Genomic DNA, 19,070 nt, shown 5'->3' with positions numbered 1-19,070 from the left:
ACAGCAACTTGTTAATGAGGCAATTTATCTTTTACAAGTCCATAAAGATAAGTTCCGAGCACTGCAAAAGCAGCGACGATCAACATGCTATATAATCCTGAACCTATTAGGACAAAAATTGGTCCTGGGCATGCGCCGATTAAAGCCCAGCCTAGGCCAAAGATAATACCTCCAATTAAATAACGAGGGATAGATTTGTTTTTTGGTGCAATTATGATTTCTTCCCCTTTAACATCTTTTACCTTTTTACGTTTAAAATACTGCACGGCAGGCAATCCGATCAATAATGCTGTTGCCATAAATCCATACATATGGAAGGATTGGAAGCTAAACATTTCATAAATTCTAAACCAAGAAGCTGCTTCTGCTTTATACATTGCCATTCCGAAGATGACACCTAATACGATATATACTAATTTTTTCATGTTAAAAAATCAAAGGGAACAACAAGTGAACCATGGTTAAACCACCGATAAAGAAACCAATTACTGCGACTAATGAAGGCCATTGCAAATCGCTTAATCCGGAAATTGCGTGTCCGGAGGTACATCCGCCGGCATATCTAGTACCAAAACCTACCAATAGGCCACCAATAGCAAGGATAGCGATGGTTTTCACATTCCATGTATTGAATATTTCTGTTGGGGAATAGGCTTGTCCCGCACTTTCAAAGCCTAATTCCTTTAATTGACTTACCGTTACTTCGGAGATTTCGGGAATTTGATTATCCGAAAGGAAATGAGCGGAGATGAATCCCCCCATGATAGCACCTACGAGAAAAAGCAGGTTCCATTTTTGTTTTCGCCAGTCAAATTGAAAAAAGCTACATGAATTACCTGCTCCCATTGCCGAGCACATGGTTCTAAAATTGGATGAGAATCCAAAGCTTCTACCTAATAATATTAAAGCAATCATTACTAATGCGACAATTCCGCCGCCTACGTACCAAGGCCAAGGCCCCATAATTAATTCCATAGTCTTCAAAAAAATTTTATGCAAAATTAAGTTCCAATTATTGCTAATACAGTAACCAATGTTACTTAGGACTGAATCAGCAGAAGATGTTTTCCTCTGTAACTAAAGTAACTGAATTCTGGCAATCTTTCTCTGACCTTTGCTGTACAAAAAATATATTATGGAGTATTTAGGATATATAGCATCGATCGGTATTGGGATTTCTCTAGGCTTAATTGGCGGTGGCGGAAGTATTTTGACCGTACCTGTATTGGTCTATTTATTTCATATAGATCCGTTATTGGCAACCTCCTATTCTTTATTTATAGTAGGCGCGACTTCAGCCGTTGGAGCCGTTCCATATTTCAAGAATAATCTGGTTGATTTCCAAACAGCATTATATTTCGGTTTACCATCGATTATTACGGTTTTCTTGACTCGATTATTTGTTATTGAGGCGATTCCTGCCCATTTATTTCAACTAGGGAGTTTCGAAGTCACCAAAAACATGGGGATTATGCTTTTGTTTGCCATATTGATGTTATTTGCTTCTTACAAAATGATTAGGGGAAATAATGTAGAAGGCAAGCCAAAGAACTCTAGTATTTTACCTTTAATTATCCAGGGTGCTGGCGTAGGTTTTATCAGTGGGTTGGTAGGTGCTGGCGGTGGATTTTTAATCATCCCGGCTTTGATTATCTTTAATCAAATGCCCATGAAAAGAGCGGTAGGGACTTCTTTATTAATCATCGCGGCAAACTCTTTATTTGGATTTTTGGGGAAATTAGACTTTCATTTAATCAATTGGACGTTTTTATTAAGTTTATCAAGCATTGCCATTATAGGAATACTAATAGGTTCAAAACTTAGCCAGCGGATTGATGGCAAAAAATTAAAACCTGCCTTTGGTTGGTTTGTTTTATTGATGGGGATAGTCGTTATCATCCAAGAAATCAGCAAATAAGAGGTCGTTAGAATTTTCACCGATATTTTTTAGGCAGTTACCGAAAATTTATACCGATTAACCTAATCAGCATATTGAGAACGTTGTACAACTCTTATCTTTGATTATCAAATAAATTTAACAACGAATTGTATATCAAATAAAAACGAACAACTATGTCAATTAAAGAAACATTCTCAGTAACAGGAGAGAACTTATTAAAAAGAATCAAGGATTTAATCGCTGAGGGCAACGTTACGAAAATCAGCATTGCAGATAAACATGGCAAAGACATTATGAGTTTTCCAGTAACCCTAGGTGTAATTGGGGTTGTTTTGGCACCCATCTTTGCCGCTGTGGGAGCGATTGCAGCCTTATTAACAGAGTGTAAAATCACTGTTGAACGCAGTGACAAACCTGAAGACAAGGATTCAGCTGAAAGTCCTAATAAAGAGGAAAACACTCAAAGTACAGATATAGAAGTACACTAATTTCTTAGATTTTTTACTGTAAAAAAGAGGCCATTGGAAAATCCAATGGCCTTTATATATTTTAATACTGCCACCTTACATCAAGATGGCATCTTTAACCTCTACTTTTGACCAATATTTAGAGAATTTCTCAGAAGCTGCTAAGTGGTCAGGATGATTCTCATAGGTATTGATTTCATCCATATTATTGAATGTGACCAATAAAAAATAGGAGAATGAATTATCGACTACTGGGCGTGGTGTTGTCGGTGCAGGTTTACCTATTTCTAAGGCTTTAGGTCCTGGCACTTTTCTCAATTCATCAAAGAAGACCAAAAATTCTTTTTCTTCTTCAGCTGTAATTCCCTCTTTTAACCAAAAATAAACAGAGTGTACAATCAAACCGGCATGGAGTTCATCGGATTGAACTTGAGTTTGGGATTCGGTATTGGATTGACTTGAATCAGCAGGAGTTTCAGATTTAGAACCTGCACTTTCATTTGCACAAGAACTCAATAAAGCACCTGAACTTGCTCCTACTAAAATGGTAGTAATAAAATGTTTTCTTTTCATGTTTTTAAATATAGATTGATCTAGGTACTTAAATATAGGGAATCTTTTTTGGGAATAGAGGTTGGAATAGATTAAAAATTAAGATGCCTTTAATTAGAGATGAAACGAAAAAGCTACAGATATAATAAAATATTACAAACTATCGAGATTTATTTTTTTAAAATTAATTGGTTAAGAAAAAATAGAAATCCATGAATAAATAAGTTTAAATAATAGTTTACAGGAATTTCATATCTCCTAAAACGCAATAGTTAATGTAAACAAATTGATTATTAATAGAATATACGGTACATTCTTTGCTTTATTTCACCGAAAGACAATAAAGAAAGCTAGTGTAATTTCCTTTCAGAAGTCTATATTTGCAAGGATATTATGCTGCGATTAAATTGATTTATTAATAAACAAATGTGGCAAATAGCTGTTAGTAAGAGATACAACATTAATTATATATAAAAGAATATTTTTCAGGCTTTGAATAGATTTGGTCGAATAGTATTAAAAACTGTCTTGTGGATTATAGGTTCCATAATTGCTTTACTTTTACTTGTTATTTTTCTAATCCGTTTACCATCCGTACAGAATTATGTGGTTGGTAAGGTTTCGAATTATTTAGAAAATAAGCTTGGGACCCAGGTAGATATTGGTCATATTTATATTAATTTTCCAAAAAAGCTTGAATTAAACGATGTTTTTTTTGCGGATAAATCAAAGGACACTCTACTAGCTGGGGAGTCATTGATGGTGGACATCAATATGTGGAAATTATTGAAGAACACGGTTGAAATTAATGAATTACAGCTAAAAGGTATTACTGCAAAAATCAATAGAACCCTTCCCGATAGCAGTTTTAATTTTGATTATATCGTAGCCGCCTTTGCCTCCGAAAAAGAAAGTACGCCCACTGCAGACTCTACTTCCGCCTTAACTTTTGATATTGACAAAGTCCAGTTCGAAAAAATCAATTTTGTTTATAAAGATGATGTCATTGGAACATCAGCGAATATATATTTAAATAAATTTGACACAAGGGTTTCAAAATTCGATTTAACAAATAATATGTCCTTCGGGATGCCAAATGTAAAAATCGATGGATTGACCGCAGATATTAAACAGTGGGCAGTCATTACCTCCCAAGATTCGGTAAAGGCTTCAGATTTTGGGATAACCAGTACCAGCGTAGAACAGTCTTCGCTCCTTCCTAATATTGACATCAAAACCATTGATTTAAAAAACATCTTTGTCAGGTATGATGACAAGGCCATCAATATGCAGAGTAAATTCGATATCAAGAATTTAGCTGGAAATATTGAGCAAATCGATTTGAACAAAGAACTCGTCAAATTAAAAGAGATTAAACTATCAGATTCCGATTCTGAGGTTTTATTTGGAAAAACAACTCGTGAACACACCTTTGATGACAAGGTTGATACAACCAGTAGTTCGAATAACTGGAAAGTTTCTGTTGACAAGTTAGCCATTGAGAAAAGTAATTTTTGGTTCAAGGATGATAATCAAGCTCGAACGAAAGGAATTGATTATTTCAATTTGAAGTTAACAGACATTGCGGGTGCACTTGATGAACTATATTATTCCTCAGATTCCATTTCTGGAGATTTGAAAGGATTTACCATAAAAGATCATTCGGGCTTTAATTTAAAGCAACTAAAGGGTGATTTTGTATATACAAATACTGGCGCAACAATCAAGGACTTGTTGCTTCAAACGCCAAATACCCTAATTCAGGACGAGATAATCATCTCCTACCCTTCATTGGATGCTGTTTCGAATAATCCAGCAGCAATGACCATCAATGCGAATATCAAAAAGAGCCATATTGATATGAAGGATATCCGTTTATTGGCTCCGGATCTTGAAAAAGAAGAGGTTATGAAACCTCTTATGAACAAGAGATTCTACATTGACGGAAAGGTAATGGGTAAGTTGAATGACCTTCGAATTCCGCGATTTGAGTTTAAGACCTTGAACAATACCCATGTGATTGCCACTGCACATATCAAGGGCTTACCAGATGTAGAAAAAATGTATATCGACCTGAACCTTAAGAAAATGGTTACAGGTAGAAATGATCTAAAACAATTAATAGCTCCATCTTTATTACCAGATAGCATTGAGTTACCTCGAAACATTAGTTTAACAGGTACCTTCAAAGGTGGGATGAAAGGTTTTGACACCAACATGAAGTTGATTACAGAACAAGGGAATGCGACAGTCAATGGTAAATTGAACATGGGCAGGGATACCACCTATAATGCCTTTGTGACGGTTGACAACTTCAATTTGGGCGAATTCCTGAAACAAGACTCTGTTCTTGGATATGTTTCAGCTCAGGCTCAAGTGAGTGGTACTGGATTAAACCCTAAAACCATGCAGGCGGATGTTTTAGGAACGTTGAACCGTTTTGATGCCATGGGTTATAGTTATAAGGATGTGAATTTTGATTTGACGGCACGTTCAGGAGATATTGCCGGAACCATCAAGAGTCCCGATCCGAATATTGATTTGGACGCAAATATCCAAGCGGATATGCGTGGCCAATTTCCTAAGTTATATGCTGAGATGATGATTGATAGCATTAACTTCAAGAACCTGAAGTTAATGGATCAGAATGTTCGTTATCATGGAAAAATTACAGCAGATTTTGAAGCATTGGATTTAGATAATCTTAATGGTTCCCTATTAGTTACGAACTCTTCAATTGCCTATGAAAAAGACCGTTATTCCTTGGATACGGTTTCATTGACAGCCCAATCCGACACTGGTAAGAATACCTTGATCTTAAATTCGGAGTTTTTAAGTGCGCATTTGACTGGAAGTTATAAATTGACGGAGCTGGGATCTTCCATCTCGGATATTATTCAAACCTATTACAATCCTTCCGGGATTAAACAGAAGTATGAGTATTCGCCGCAGCAATTTGAGTTTTCAGCGCGATTATATCGTTCGAGGATTATCCGAGACTTCTTACCGGAGTTACAAGAATTACAAGATGTAACTTTAGATGGTACCTTTAATAGTGCTGATCATTCCTTGATGGCCAAGTTATTGGCACCGAAGGTCACCTATGCGGGTACTGAAATTGAGAATGTCGGTGTAGATATCATCACAGCGGATAGCACATTATATTACAATGCCTTGATAGGCCATATTCTAATCAACAATATCGAGTTACGCAATACGGTGATGAGTGGTAGTGTGGTAGAGAATAATGTTGATTTTGGATTATGGATTAAGGACAAGGAAGATAAGGAACAGTACCATTTAGGTGCGAAGATGCAAGTAGCGAATAACAGCTATAATATCTCGTTGAAGGAAGATGGATTAATGCTGAATTATGAGGATTGGGATATCGAGCCAAATAATATCATTAGTTTTGGTGAGAAAGGTGTTCGTGCGAGTGGATTTATCCTGAGCAATGAAGGTCAGGAACTTCGTATACAATCGCAGGATTCGACTTTCAACTCTCCTATTGACCTTAATTTCAACAACTTTAGGATTGAGACTATTACCGAAATGCTTCAATCTGAGACCTTAAAATTAGGCGGCGGAATTAATGGTAACGCGACGGTTTCTCGTTTTGAGTCCTCCCCTGTTTTTGTTTCGGATCTTACAATTGATAAATTCTTCTTTGGCACCGATACGATTGGTAATGTGGCATTGAAGGTCAATAATATTAAGGAGAACACCTATTCGGCAGATGTACGCATTACGGAGAACGGCAATGATGTACACTTGGTGGGAGATGTAATTTCACCACCAGAGGGCGATATGCAGATAGATGCGACCTTAAACCTGAACCCGATGCGGATGCAGACCATTCAAGCCTTCAGTTTAGGTAATTTACGGGATGCACAAGGAGATTTATCAGGAACTTTAAAAATTACTGGGACGACTTCCGCACCGCGAATAAATGGGGAATTAACATTCCATGATGCTATTATCAATGCCTCCATGTTGAATTCCAATATGCGCGCAGATAATCAGAAGATTTATTTCAACGATCAAGGTATTACCTTCCGTCAATTTAATCTGGTAGATTCCAAAAATAACGTAGCTCGATTAAATGGTACGATTAAAACGACGACCTATACCGATTTCATCTTCAATTTAAATCTGACCACTGATGACTTTGAGGTCATGAATTCCACTAGATTGGATAATGACTTATTCTTTGGAAAGATGTATGTGACTTCCAATCTTCGGATAACCGGGAATTTGGACAAGCCACGAATAGATGGAAATGTAAAGGCGAATGACCGGACAGAGTTTAATTTTATTGTTCCGAATGAAGATCCGGGAATTGCGCAACGTGAGGGTGTGGTTAAATTTGTGGATAAGAGTGATACGGCCAGGGCGAATGTTTTTGCGCAATTGGATTCGATGACCACGGTATCCAGTGAGTTATCGGGATATGATATTGCCTTGAACCTGAGCACGGATCCAGATGCCAAATTTAAGATTATATTAGATGAAGGTACTCAAGATGCCCTCAATATTCAGGGTGTTGCGGAGATTAACACCAGTATTGATGCGAATGACAAGATTACCATGTCAGGAACCTTTACGGTAGAAAAAGGAGATTATACCTTCTCCTTTGGACCAATTTCGAAGGACTTTAGTTTCCAGAAAGGAAGTACCATTACCTGGAATGGAGACCCATTAGATGCGAGAATGGATATTACAGCGGTATATTCGGGGAAATTTGCCACTTTAGAATTGGTACAGAATCAAATTTCTTCCGAGAGCCAGAACTTATATAAGCAAAGGGTTCCATTCAATGTATTATTGAAATTAACAGGAGAATTATTCAAACCACAAATCAATTTCGACATAGATCTTGATGAGGATAATGCCATTGTATCGCAGGATGTGGTGAACAAGGTTAATATAGCCTTATCCAATATGCGGGAAGATCCGGCAGAGTTGAACAAACAGGTCTTCTCATTGATTGCCTTGGGTAGATTTATGTCGGCGAATCCATTTGAGAGTTTATCAGGAGGTGGAACTGAGGCGATGGTCAGAAGTACAGTCAGTTCATTCCTGACGGGACAGTTGAACAATTTGGCTTCCAACCTGATTAAAGGCGTGGAATTGGATTTCAACTTAAATTCGGAGGAGGATTATTTAACAGGAAATGCTGAAACCAGAACAGACTTAAATGTTGGGATATCGAAAATGTTGTTTGATGATCGATTAAAGATAACTATCGGTTCCAATTTTGAGGTTGAAGGGAATACACGTCCAGGAGAAAAGGCATCCAACATTGCGGGGGATATCTCCTTAGATTATCAATTATCGAAGGATGGACGTTATTTTGCTCGGGTTTATCGTAAGAATCAATACCAGGCGACCTTACAAGGTCAGTTTGTTGAGACAGGAATAGGATTTATCATCAACATGAGCTACAACAGGTTCAAGGAGTTATTCATGAATTCCAAGGCTCTTCAGGAGTATTATAATACGGAAAGCCGCGGATTTAGAAGAAGATTTGATGTTGACCGGATGGAAACAGATTCTGTATATAGGGATTCTGTAAGGATGGTTATTCGTGATAGTTTAATGTTGCATAGTCCAGAATTCAGAAAAAGGATTGAGGAGCAAGAAAAAGAAAAACAACAGCTAGAATTGAAAAGACAACAAGATAGCAGCAGTCTTCCAATAGATAGCAATCGTACGAACAGAGATACTTCAAAAAATACAATTGAACCAAATAGATCAGCTATTAAAAATGAAGAAGAGGAAGGAGGGAATCATGAAAATTAAGCATTTATTCGCTTGCTCCCTTGGGTTATTATTGATTGCAAGTTGTAATCCGACCAAATATATTGCTGAAGGCGATAAGTTCTATAAAGAGGGGGATGTTGTCATTCATAATGACACGATTCCGAAGGAACGTAAGGAAGGATTTGAAACCTATCTGGAGAGTTCTTTATTGCCAAAACCGAATAGTAAATTTTTAGGAGTTTATTTTAAGGTAGGTTTATGGAATATGGGTGGCGGTCCGGATACCAGTAATAATTTCATTCGTCGTTGGTTGAAAAAACAAGGTCAGGCACCAGTGTTGTTGAGTGATGTCAATCGTGAATACAACGAGAATTTACTGCGTAATAAAATGGAAAACCTAGGTTTTTTCACGGCGAGGGTAACTTCAGATACGCTGATAGATGGCAAGATGGCGAGCATTCAATACGATGCATTTCCAGGTCCTATTTATCGAATTAATGAGGTCAAATTTGATGTGGATAGTAATTCCAGATTGGGTAGATCCATTATGGAACATAAGCATGAGAGTTTATTAAAACCGGGAAGCAATTACAACCTGGACGTTATTCTAAATGAGCGGGACCGGATTGATGGGAGATTAAAGGATAAGGGCTATTATTATTTTAGTCCAGATCATCTTTTGGTTGAGGTTGATAGTACGATTGGGGATCATAAGGTTGATATGTTTATGACCGTAAAACCGGAGACACCGCGTCAAGCGAAGGAGCCGCAACATATCGGAAATGTTTATGTATTTGCGGACTATAAAGAAACAAGTGGTAGCAATCGTCGCCGCGTACCAAGAAGTGTAGAAAAATACGATGATAAATTTTATATCATTGATCCACAGAATAAATATCGTAAGAAAGTATTAGCAAACCATCTATTTTTGGAGCCGGAAGCGATGTATAATCGTTGGAACCATAATATGACGATTAACCATTTGGTGAACCTAAATACCTTCAAATTTGTAAAAAATGAATTTGTGGACAGTCCAGATTCAGCCAATCACTTGGATGTATATTACTATTTAACACCAATGGACAAGAAATCGATTCGTATAGAGTTGGTCGGTAAGACTGCAGCGGTTTATAATGGTACAGAAGTAACGGCGAATTGGACTTTGAAGAATGCTTTCAAAGGCTTTGAGAACCTTACTTTATCGGTATTTGGGGGATATGAGACACAGACTGGTGGGAATGTGAACTTAAATTCGAGTTATATCCGATATGGTGCGGAAGTAGGTATCACTTGGCCACGATTATTATCGCCTTATAAATGGGCGCCGAGCAAACAATATATCCCAAAAACATTCTTAAAAGCTGGATATGAGTTTTTAAATCGAAGGACTGCCTATACCTTGAATTCAATGACCTTGAATTATGGATATGCCTGGAAGGAGAATCAACAGAAGGACCATAATTTAACGCTTGCGGAGATTATTTACGTTCAACCTAGGGGTATTTCAGATGAATATCGGGCGCAAATGGATACGGTGCCAACCTTAAGGCATATTGTAGATCCACAATTTTCGTTTGGTCCAAACTATGTGTACACCTTTACGAATACCATGGAGAACAAAAAACACACCTTTTATGCCAAGGCGGGATTAAATACTTCAGGTAATATATTAGGTTTGATACAAGGGGCAAATTATAAAGAAGGAAAAATCAAGGAATTATTTGGAACTGCCTATTCTCAATTTATCAAGGCGGAAGCGGATTTAAGGCATTATCTAAAGATAACACCGACCTCCACCTTAGCCTCTAGATTTATGATTGGGACGAGTTATTCTTACGGAAATTCCCGTTCCCTACCCTATTTAAAGCAATATTTTACTGGCGGTCCAAATGGTCTTCGAGCATTTAGAGCGCGTTCAGTTGGTCCTGGTTCTTCATTACCTGAGAATTTGGGGGAAGAGAATTTCTTTGCTGACCAGACTGGGGATTTTAAATTGGAGCTGAACACCGAATACCGTGCAAAGATTGCGGGTATGCTACATTGGGCAGCCTTTATCGATGCTGGTAATGTTTGGTTACAGAATAAGGATGAGAATAAGCCTGGAGGTCAGTTCAGCAAGGAATTCTTAAGTGAATTAGCTGTTGGTGGCGGTTTGGGTTTACGCTTGGATTTAGATTTTTTAATTATCCGTACGGATTTTGCGATTCCATTCCGCGTTCCCTATCGTCCGAAGGATGATCGTTGGGTCTTCAAATATATCGATATTCGAGACCGGGATTGGAGAAGAGATAATTTGGTTTTCAACCTAGCGATAGGTTATCCATTCTAGGAAAAAGAGCAGCAAATATTTTGCTGCTCTTTTTTATTGGAATTATTGAATTACATTAAATTGACCGTTTTCTCCCTGAATTGACGATAATTTTTGTTAGATTTAATGGATATAAACATAACCCTTAACTATATGAAAATAACCGTAGTTGGAGCAGGGGCAGTTGGAGCAACGACCGCTGATAATCTGGTAAGAAAAAATGTAGCTGAAGAAATCATTTTGTTGGACATCAAGGAAGGATTTGCAGAAGGAAAGGCTCAGGATATGATGCAAACATCTGCCCTATTAGGCTTTGATGCTAAAATCAAAGGTGTTACGAATGATTATTTAGCAACGGCAGGTTCATCTGTGGCGGTAATTACTTCTGGTATTCCTAGAAAACCAGGTATGACGCGGGAAGAATTGATTGGCACCAATGCGAATATTGTAAAAACCGTTGTTGAGAACCTAATCAAGCATTCACCGGATATTATCATATTAATTGTATCGAATCCAATGGATACGATGACCTATTTAGCGTTAAAATCGAGTGGACTTCCAAAAAACCGTATCATAGGTATGGGCGGGGCCTTAGATTCAGCGCGGTTTAAGTATCAAATCAGTGATAAGTTAAATGCATCAGCGAATGATCTTAATGCCATCGTTATAGGTGGACACGGAGATACCACCATGATTCCATTAATCAAGCATGCGACTTGGAATAGTGTTGCTGTTTCAGACTTTTTAACTCCTGAAGAGGAGCAAGAAATTGTTAAGAAAACCATGGTTGGAGGGGCTACTTTAACAGCCTTAATCGGCACTTCAGCATGGTATGCGCCAGGTGCTGCAGCAGCTGCGATGGTTGAAAGTATTGTTCATAACCAGAATAGATTGTTTACTGCGTCGGTTTATTTGGAAGGAGAATATGGTCAGGAAGACATCAATATTGGTGTTCCTGTCATCATTAACAATAAAGGTTGGGACCGCATAGTTCCGATGGAGCTTTCAAGTGAAGAAGAAGAACTGTTTAAAGCAAGTGCTGAGGCTGTTAGAAAGATGAATCAGGTGCTATTTGATGAGGGAGTTTTAAAGAAATAGGGTAAAGAAGATTATAAATTAAATGCAAAATATTCCTTTTGAAGTCATCGGTCTACAGGCCGATGGCTTTCATATTATTACTGAGATTGAGATTTTTGACAAGAAATTCAAGATGGTAATTGACACTGGAGCCTCCAAAACCGTATTAGATAAAGAAACCTTACTAAATTCGGGGATCAATGAGGAAGAATTCTTAAATACCGATATCCTATCTACCGGCCTAGGTACCAACACGATGGAGAGTTTTATGATTACCCTTCCTATTTTAAAATTAGCGGACTGGCAAGTAAAAAACTTTACGGCTGCTGTACTGGATTTAAGTTCAATTAATTTTGCCTATAACCAGATAGGTTTAGACCCTGTTATTGGGGTTTTAGGTGGAGATATTTTAAAGCTTTACGGTGCGAGGATTGATTATCGTAAGAATTTACTTACGCTGAATCAACGCAAATTAAACTTGAATAAGCGACGTTGAATATGAAGTCTTAAATAGATGTAAAATCCTATTCCGATTAACATTCCGCACCCTCCCATGATATAGAGGGTGTTTTTTATGCCTACAATTTCAGCAATTGCTCCTGTTAATAAACTGCCCAGCGGGAATATTCCCTGGAATGCCATCACATAATAGGACATCGCCCTTGCCCTATAAGCCGGCATGGCATGAGTCTGTATATAGGTATTGATGGAAGAATTCTGCATCATCATGGAAAAAGAAACAGCTCCCGTAAAGAATAAGGCTGAGGGCAAATAATGGGCAAAGGCTAATAAAACCAAAGAAATTCCCATAAAAAAGGCTGCGAACATAATTCTATAACGGAGATTTTCACCAGTTTTTAGCCTTGCCATGTTGATGGCACCAATCATTGCCCCTAGTCCGGCAGCACTTTCAAACCAAGAAAAAGTTTGTTCATTACCATGGAATAATTCCCTGGCAACGGCGGGTAACAAGGACGTATAAGGAATAACCAAGAGGCTTGAGATGGACAAAATAATGATCAGGGAGGCAATATGGGGCGATCTTTTCAGATAATTAAACCCCTTGACGAGTCCTTCAAAGGAGGATTCATTAGGGATAATAATAACATGTTCCGTGACTTTCATCAGCAATAAGCAGATGATAACCGGGATAAAACTGACAAAATTGAGTGTAAAACAAGCTAATTCACCATAAGTTGAGAGCAAAATACCACCGATTGCAGGTCCTACCATTCGAGCGGCATTGAAAATAGAGCTATTCAGGGCAATTGCATTCGGTAAATCCCGTCTATTATCGACCAAATTGACCAATAATGCTTGTCTTCCCAAGACGTCAAATGCATTTACCACACCTTGAATAAAGCCTAAAATGGAGAGATAAAGTACAGATTCCATCTTCAAATAGACCAATAGCGCGAGTAAACCGGCTTGAATCATCAATCCTATTTGGGTAATCAATACGAGTTTATATTTCTTGTGGCGATCTACAAATGCACCGATAAAAGGAGACAGGACAAGCGAGGGTAATAGGGAGATAAAGGAGACAAATCCGAGCCAAAAGACAGAGTTTGTAAGTTGATAAACGAGCCAGCTAATGGCGATTCTTTGCATCCAGGTGCCCAACAGGGATATCGACTGCCCAATTACATGTAATCGATAGTTTGGGTACTTTAGGGATCTAAATATTTGCATGAAATGCGAATTCTTGTTACAGCGAGATAAATATAAAGGATTGAAATTCAAATAGAGAACAATCCAATAAAGCGTGAATAAAATATTACAATTCACTATTGATAACAATGGAAGGGCAAGAATTGTTGTAAAATGGACAGAATTTAGATTAAAAATCAGATAAATAAATTGGATTAGAGGTCAATAACTTCAATTCTTAAAACAATATAACTACCTTTGCATATCCAAAAGGATAATAGAGAATTCTACAAAACAAATTAATTCAAATACTATCATGAAATTTTTTATTGATACCGCAAACCTTGAACAAATCAAAGAAGCTCAAGACCTTGGCGTTTTAGACGGAGTAACTACCAACCCTAGCTTAATGGCGAAAGAAGGTATTTCTGGCGATGAAAATGTAATCAACCACTATAAAGCGATTTGCGAGATCGTTGATGGGGACGTTAGTGCAGAGGTAATTTCTACAGATTACGAAGGCATGATTAAGGAAGGTTTAGCTTTAGCTGCTTTAGACAGCAAGATTGTTGTTAAAGTTCCGATGATTAAAGACGGTGTAAAAGCAATTAAATATTTCAGCAAAAAGGGCATTAAAACGAACTGTACGTTAGTTTTCTCGGCTGGTCAAGCCTTATTGGCTGCGAAAGCAGGTGCTACGTATGTATCTCCATTCATTGGTCGTTTGGATGATATTTCTGTTGATGGTTTAGGATTAATCGAGGAAATCCGTGAGATTTACGATAATTATGGATTTCAAACACAGATTTTAGCGGCTTCAGTACGTCACAGTGCGCATATTTTAGGTTGTGCTAAGATTGGTGCAGACGTTATGACTGGTCCATTATCAGCGATTTTAGCGTTATTAAAACACCCATTAACGGATAGCGGTTTAGCTCAATTCTTGGCTGACCATGCGAAAGCTGCAGGTAAATAATTAGAATTTTCCTGAGAAAATATAGGGCCTCCAATTTGAAATTGGGGGCTTTTTTTATACCCGATTTAAATGCGTAAATTTATAGCATGAAAGCGGATATGAGTACGGAATTGGCTCCAGAAAAACTAGAAGAATACAGCCAATTATTAAAGGCAAATCAACTAAAAGTCACCCAACCAAGACTGCGAGTTTTGGACATAATATCGACAAAAGTTTCAGCGATTTCACAACCAGAATTAGAGAAGATTTTAGGGTCTGAAATCGACCGTGTAACTCTCTATAGAATTCTTGCCAGCCTGGAAGAAAAAGGAATTCTTCATAAGGTTTTTGACCTGAATGGGACAGCGACTTACGCGATCTGTTCGACCCGATGTTCGGCGGATCATCACCATGATCAACATGTACATTTCATTTGTTCAGTCTGCAATTCTGTCTACTGTCTCGATGAAATTGCGCTTCCAAAAATCAAGTTGCCCAAAGACTTTTCTTTACATTCCATTGCCATCAATGCTGTGGGAATTTGCGACAATTGCAATAAAAAATCATCGTAATATTTCATAAATTTTATATAAATTGCTCTTGAATTTCAAAAGTACCTTGAAAATTCAAGAGCATTTTTTTGATTAAAAACCACCTGCTAAACCAATTTTATTTTTCTTGCTAATTTTTAGTCTTAATATTCTTACTACTCTATTTTATAGCAACTTATACAAAATCAAGTATACATAAATATAATATAAAATAGTTTAGCAAAATAGCATCTAAAAGCCCTCTTTTCTCATTCACATCTATTAATCAATAGTTTACAAAAATTATAGACAATTTTAGTTTTAGCAATTAACATATATTTTATTAAAAATCAGGTACTTAATTAAGCTAAATAAAATTATTTATTCATTTTAAAATGAAATCAAATTTTTAAACTTCAAATTTTGTGTAATGAACCAAAAATGGAGAGATTTCAGTATATTAGATTCAGGGATTTGGATAAGCAAAATCAGGCAAGTAAAATAGCCATTGGATTTGACCACTCCCCTATCCTTCAGAAAAGAAAAGACAACTGAAGGAACAGACAAAACGACAGCATATGAAATCAAAAAAAGAGAATCCTTACAAAGAAGTTTTAACCCAACTGATCGTTGACATATTTGAAAAATCAGGAAACACAGCACTTAACTATAAGCAAGTCGCGGCCAAATTAAACATCACAGATACGGACTCAAAAGTCACCATTTCGGACATCCTCACGGATGGCACCAGGACGGGACAATTCAACCAACCAGAGCGAGGGAAATTTCAGCTCAAACAGCTTCATGTTTATGTGACCGGAAAGGTCGATATGACTGCTGATGGATCGGCATATATTGTTCCGGAAGATGATACTGAAAGTGACATTTATGTAGCCCCTCGAAAACTAAGACAAGCCTTACATAATGACATCGTCAAGGTCCATGTTTATGAGCGAAAGAAAGGGCGAAAAAGAGAGGGTGAAGTTGTAGAGATTCTGCAACGTGCGAAGACAGACTTTACAGGTACCATCGATATTTCGAAAACTTATGCATTCTTCCAGCCCGACGACCGGAAAATGCTACATGATATTTTTATTCCCTTAGACAACCTGAATGGTGCGAAAAACGGGGAGAAAGTTTTGGTCTCTATTTTGGAGTGGCCTAAAAACGCTAAAAATCCGATTGGAACGGTGAAGAGTGTTTTAGGTAAGAAAGGTGAGAACAACACAGAAATGAACGCGATCCTTGCGGACTTTGGCTTTCCACTAGAATTCCCTAAAGCTGTTGAGGACGCTGCAAATTCCATCTCCGATATTATCAGCGCAGAGGAAATTGCAAAACGTCATGATTTCAGAAACACAACTACCTTTACGATTGACCCGGCAGACGCCAAGGATTTTGACGATGCCATTTCATTTAAAAAATTAGAAAACGGGAATTACGAAGTTGGAGTCCATATTGCGGATGTTTCCCATTATGTCACTCCGGACTCTACTTTGGACAAGGAAGCATTTGAACGAGGAACATCAGTTTATCTGGTAGACCGAGTTATCCCGATGCTCCCAGAAAGGTTATCCAATAATTTATGTTCCTTACGTCCGAATGAGGACAAGTTGTGTTTTTCGGCCGTTTTTGAATTGGACGAAAAGGCCAATGTCCATGATCAATGGTTTGGCAGAACGGTTATTCATTCAGACCGAAGGCTCTCCTATGAACAAGCACAGGAGATTATTGAAGGAAAAGAGGATGAATTATCCGAAGCGATTTTAAAATTGAATGAGCTGGCATTTATTTTACGCGAGCGTAAATTCAAAGCTGGAGCAATCAGTTTTGAATCCGAGGAGGTAAAATTCAACCTTGATGAAAATGGAAAACCCACCGGGGTCTACACTAAGGTTAGAAAAGAAGCTCATAAATTGATTGAAGACTTTATGCTTTTGGCAAACCGAAAGGTTGCAGAATTTATTGGTAGAATGGGCAAAGGGAAAAACAAACTTCCATTTGTATATAGATTCCATGATGTTCCAAATCCGGAGACCTTGACAAGCTTTTCACAATTCGCTTCGAGGTTTGGGCACCGCCTAAGCATCAAGACCGACAAGGAAACTGCGAAATCCCTAAATTCTTTATTGACAAAAATTGAAGGATCCAAAGAACAAAATCTGTTGACCTCTCTGGCAATTCGTTCGATGGCCAAGGCTATTTACACAACGAAGAAGAGCTCCCATTACGGATTAGCATTTGATTTTTATACCCACTTCACCTCCCCTATCCGTCGATATCCGGACGTGATGGTTCATAGACTACTTCAATATTATCTGGATGGTGGCAGAAAAGTAAATGCTGACCACTACGAAAAGATGTCTGAGCATTCCTCCCAAATGGAGAAGAAGGCAGCAGAGGCAGAAAGAGCATCGATCAAATACAAACAAGCGGAGTACTTACAGGACCAAATTGGCGTTGAATACAAAGGTCTTGTATCTGGAGTTACGGAATGGGGTATGTATGTAGAAATTGAGGAGAACAAATGTGAGGGAATGGTTCGATTAAGAGACATTACGGATGATTTTTACACGTTGGACGAGAAGAACTTTGCGATTATAGGACAAAGGAAGAAGAAAGTATATCAATTAGGGGATGAAGTTCAGATCAAGGTAAAGAAGGTAGATTTAGAGAAGAGGCAGATTGACTTCACCTTATTGAGTTAAGAAATAAAAAGAAAGACTTAGGTCTAAACGGGTGCTCCTTAAGCGATTAGGGAGCATTTTTATTTTTTGGGAGTTTAGAATTAGGGTTAATGGGGTTGGAAATTACGGGCAAGCGAAAATATTTTAAAAAACTTAACACACAACTCTTTACAGTTTAGATTATTCTTTATATCTTTGCGGACTTAAAAACATTTTTTAACAAAAACAAATAAGAAAAACAGGTAAATGCCTACTATTCAACAATTAGTTAGAAAAGGTAGAGTAGCTCTGGTAGACAAGAGTAAGTCACCAGCGTTGGACTCATGTCCACAGCGAAGAGGTGTGTGTACACGTGTATACACTACTACCCCTAAAAAACCAAACTCAGCAATGCGTAAAGTAGCTCGCGTTCGTTTAACAAACGGTAAAGAGGTGAATGCTTATATCCCAGGAGAAGGCCACAACTTACAAGAGCACTCGATCGTATTAATTCGTGGCGGTCGTGTTAAGGACTTACCAGGAGTTCGTTACCACATTATTCGTGGTGCATTAGATACTTCCGGTGTTGCGGGTCGTAACCAACGTCGTTCTAAATACGGAACAAAACGTCCTAAACCAGGACAAGCAGCTGCTGCACCAGCAAAAGGTAAGAAAAAATAAACGGAGGAAAAGAAAATGAGAAAAGCAAAACCAAAAAAGAGAATCATTTTACCTGATCCAAAGTTTAACGATGTTCAGGTAACACGTTTCGTAAATAACATGATGTTTGATGGAAAGAAATCTATCGCATATTCAATTTTTTACGATGCAGTTGAATTAGTAGAGCAAAAGACTCAAGAGAATGGTCTTGAGACTTGGAAAAAAGCTCTTAACAATGTAATGCCAGCGGTAGAGGTTAAATCTCGTCGTGTTGGTGGTGCAAACTTCCAAGTACCTATGGAAGTTCGTCCTGAGCGCAAGATCGCTTTAGGTATGAAATGGTTAATTTCTTATGCTCGCAAGCGTGGTGAAAAAACTATGTTTGAGAAATTAGCGGGAGAAATCATTTCAGCTTCTAAAGGTGAAGGTGCTGCTGTTAAGAAGAAAGAAGATACGCACAAGATGGCGGAAGCTAACAAAGCGTTCTCACACTTCAGATTCTAATTTTGAACAAAAAGAATCAAATATGTTTACACCGACTT

15 protein-coding genes are annotated in these 19,070 nt (G+C 37.8%); 11 read left to right on the top strand and 4 right to left on the bottom strand.

All coding sequences use genetic code 11. The features are described 5' to 3' along the window. Positions 1-11: 11 nt before the first annotated feature. Positions 12-425, bottom strand: coding sequence for a DUF6691 family protein (locus ACF3OC_RS06140; RefSeq protein WP_094258293.1), 414 nt, complete (start codon positions 423-425; stop codon positions 12-14). A gap of 1 nt (position 426) precedes the next feature. Next, on the bottom strand, positions 427-975 hold the full coding sequence (locus ACF3OC_RS06135; protein ID WP_094258292.1) for a YeeE/YedE family protein: 549 nt from the start codon (positions 973-975) through the stop codon (positions 427-429). A 160-nt stretch (positions 976-1,135) separates the two neighbouring features. On the opposite strand from ACF3OC_RS06135, the gene ACF3OC_RS06130 reads away from it, so the two are divergent. Both ACF3OC_RS06130 and ACF3OC_RS06125 read left to right on the top strand, forming a co-directional pair. Beyond that, positions 1,136-1,918: a sulfite exporter TauE/SafE family protein gene (locus ACF3OC_RS06130; protein ID WP_094258291.1), complete on the top strand. Its 783-nt coding sequence runs from the start codon at positions 1,136-1,138 to the stop codon at positions 1,916-1,918. Positions 1,919-2,073: 155 nt separating this feature from the next. Beyond that, entirely contained in the window at positions 2,074-2,388 is a 315-nt protein-coding gene (locus ACF3OC_RS06125) for a DUF4342 domain-containing protein (RefSeq protein ID WP_094258290.1), read from the top strand. Positions 2,389-2,463: 75 nt separating this feature from the next. Here the strand turns inward: ACF3OC_RS06125 and ACF3OC_RS06120 are convergent, their stop codons facing one another. After that, positions 2,464-2,940 (bottom strand): Dabb family protein, encoded by a 477-nt coding sequence (locus ACF3OC_RS06120; protein WP_094258289.1) that lies wholly within the window; start codon positions 2,938-2,940, stop codon positions 2,464-2,466. A gap of 507 nt (positions 2,941-3,447) precedes the next feature. Here ACF3OC_RS06120 and ACF3OC_RS06115 point away from each other — a divergent pair. The 4 genes from ACF3OC_RS06115 to ACF3OC_RS06100 all read left to right on the top strand — a co-directional run bounded on the left by ACF3OC_RS06115 (position 3,448) and on the right by ACF3OC_RS06100 (position 12,563). Then, positions 3,448-8,721, top strand: coding sequence for a translocation/assembly module TamB domain-containing protein (locus ACF3OC_RS06115; RefSeq protein WP_256962515.1), 5,274 nt, complete (start codon positions 3,448-3,450; stop codon positions 8,719-8,721). Then, positions 8,687-11,011, top strand: a complete 2,325-nt coding sequence (locus ACF3OC_RS06110; RefSeq protein ID WP_094258287.1) for a BamA/TamA family outer membrane protein — start codon at positions 8,687-8,689, stop codon at positions 11,009-11,011. The genes ACF3OC_RS06115 and ACF3OC_RS06110 overlap by 35 nt, the downstream gene beginning before the upstream one ends. 132 nt (positions 11,012-11,143) lie before the next feature. Continuing rightward, entirely contained in the window at positions 11,144-12,088 is a 945-nt protein-coding gene (locus ACF3OC_RS06105) for a malate dehydrogenase (protein ID WP_094258286.1), read from the top strand. 22 nt (positions 12,089-12,110) lie between these two features. Beyond that, positions 12,111-12,563 (top strand): retropepsin-like aspartic protease, encoded by a 453-nt coding sequence (locus ACF3OC_RS06100; protein WP_094258285.1) that lies wholly within the window; start codon positions 12,111-12,113, stop codon positions 12,561-12,563. Here the strand turns inward: ACF3OC_RS06100 and ACF3OC_RS06095 are convergent. Continuing rightward, positions 12,530-13,759, bottom strand: a complete 1,230-nt coding sequence (locus ACF3OC_RS06095) for an MFS transporter (RefSeq protein ID WP_094280415.1) — start codon at positions 13,757-13,759, stop codon at positions 12,530-12,532. The two genes, ACF3OC_RS06100 and ACF3OC_RS06095, sit on opposite strands and share 34 nt — an antisense overlap. 274 nt (positions 13,760-14,033) lie before the next feature. Here ACF3OC_RS06095 and fsa point away from each other — a divergent pair, with 274 nt between their 5' ends. The 5 genes from fsa (at position 14,034) to rpsG (ending at position 19,032) form a co-directional block, all read left to right on the top strand. Continuing rightward, on the top strand, positions 14,034-14,693 hold the full coding sequence (gene fsa, locus ACF3OC_RS06090; protein WP_094258283.1) for a fructose-6-phosphate aldolase: 660 nt from the start codon (positions 14,034-14,036) through the stop codon (positions 14,691-14,693). Between the two features lie 86 nt (positions 14,694-14,779). Next, on the top strand, positions 14,780-15,244 hold the full coding sequence (locus ACF3OC_RS06085; protein ID WP_094258282.1) for a Fur family transcriptional regulator: 465 nt from the start codon (positions 14,780-14,782) through the stop codon (positions 15,242-15,244). 536 nt (positions 15,245-15,780) lie between these two features. Next, positions 15,781-17,910, top strand: a complete 2,130-nt coding sequence (gene rnr / locus ACF3OC_RS06080; protein WP_094280414.1) for a ribonuclease R — start codon at positions 15,781-15,783, stop codon at positions 17,908-17,910. Between the two features lie 225 nt (positions 17,911-18,135). Next, on the top strand, positions 18,136-18,549 hold the full coding sequence (gene rpsL / locus ACF3OC_RS06075; RefSeq protein WP_002993550.1) for a 30S ribosomal protein S12: 414 nt from the start codon (positions 18,136-18,138) through the stop codon (positions 18,547-18,549). A gap of 15 nt (positions 18,550-18,564) precedes the next feature. Beyond that, positions 18,565-19,032 carry a 30S ribosomal protein S7 gene (rpsG, locus tag ACF3OC_RS06070; protein ID WP_094258280.1) on the top strand — a complete coding sequence of 156 codons (468 nt, stop codon included), beginning with the start codon at positions 18,565-18,567 and terminating at the stop codon, positions 19,030-19,032. Positions 19,033-19,070 lie beyond the last annotated feature (38 nt).

It is taken from the genome of Sphingobacterium cellulitidis (assembly GCF_043187465.1).
GTDB classification, from domain to species: domain Bacteria; phylum Bacteroidota; class Bacteroidia; order Sphingobacteriales; family Sphingobacteriaceae; genus Sphingobacterium; species Sphingobacterium cellulitidis.
This window is presented reverse-complemented; position numbering and strand designations above follow the sequence as displayed.

Coding starts and splice junctions, on each gene's coding strand:
- ACF3OC_RS06105 (WP_094258286.1), top strand. CDS start 11,144: ATGAAAATAACCGTAGTTGGAGCAGGGGCAGTTGGAGCAACGACCGCT.
- rpsL (WP_002993550.1), top strand. CDS start 18,136: ATGCCTACTATTCAACAATTAGTTAGAAAAGGTAGAGTAGCTCTGGTA.
- ACF3OC_RS06100 (WP_094258285.1), top strand. CDS start 12,111: ATGCAAAATATTCCTTTTGAAGTCATCGGTCTACAGGCCGATGGCTTT.
- ACF3OC_RS06125 (WP_094258290.1), top strand. CDS start 2,074: ATGTCAATTAAAGAAACATTCTCAGTAACAGGAGAGAACTTATTAAAA.
- ACF3OC_RS06095 (WP_094280415.1), bottom strand. CDS start 13,759: ATGCAAATATTTAGATCCCTAAAGTACCCAAACTATCGATTACATGTA.
- fsa (WP_094258283.1), top strand. CDS start 14,034: ATGAAATTTTTTATTGATACCGCAAACCTTGAACAAATCAAAGAAGCT.
- ACF3OC_RS06140 (WP_094258293.1), bottom strand. CDS start 425: ATGAAAAAATTAGTATATATCGTATTAGGTGTCATCTTCGGAATGGCA.
- rpsG (WP_094258280.1), top strand. CDS start 18,565: ATGAGAAAAGCAAAACCAAAAAAGAGAATCATTTTACCTGATCCAAAG.
- ACF3OC_RS06130 (WP_094258291.1), top strand. CDS start 1,136: ATGGAGTATTTAGGATATATAGCATCGATCGGTATTGGGATTTCTCTA.
- ACF3OC_RS06120 (WP_094258289.1), bottom strand. CDS start 2,940: ATGAAAAGAAAACATTTTATTACTACCATTTTAGTAGGAGCAAGTTCA.
- ACF3OC_RS06110 (WP_094258287.1), top strand. CDS start 8,687: ATGAAGAAGAGGAAGGAGGGAATCATGAAAATTAAGCATTTATTCGCT.
- rnr (WP_094280414.1), top strand. CDS start 15,781: ATGAAATCAAAAAAAGAGAATCCTTACAAAGAAGTTTTAACCCAACTG.
- ACF3OC_RS06135 (WP_094258292.1), bottom strand. CDS start 975: ATGGAATTAATTATGGGGCCTTGGCCTTGGTACGTAGGCGGCGGAATT.
- ACF3OC_RS06085 (WP_094258282.1), top strand. CDS start 14,780: ATGAAAGCGGATATGAGTACGGAATTGGCTCCAGAAAAACTAGAAGAA.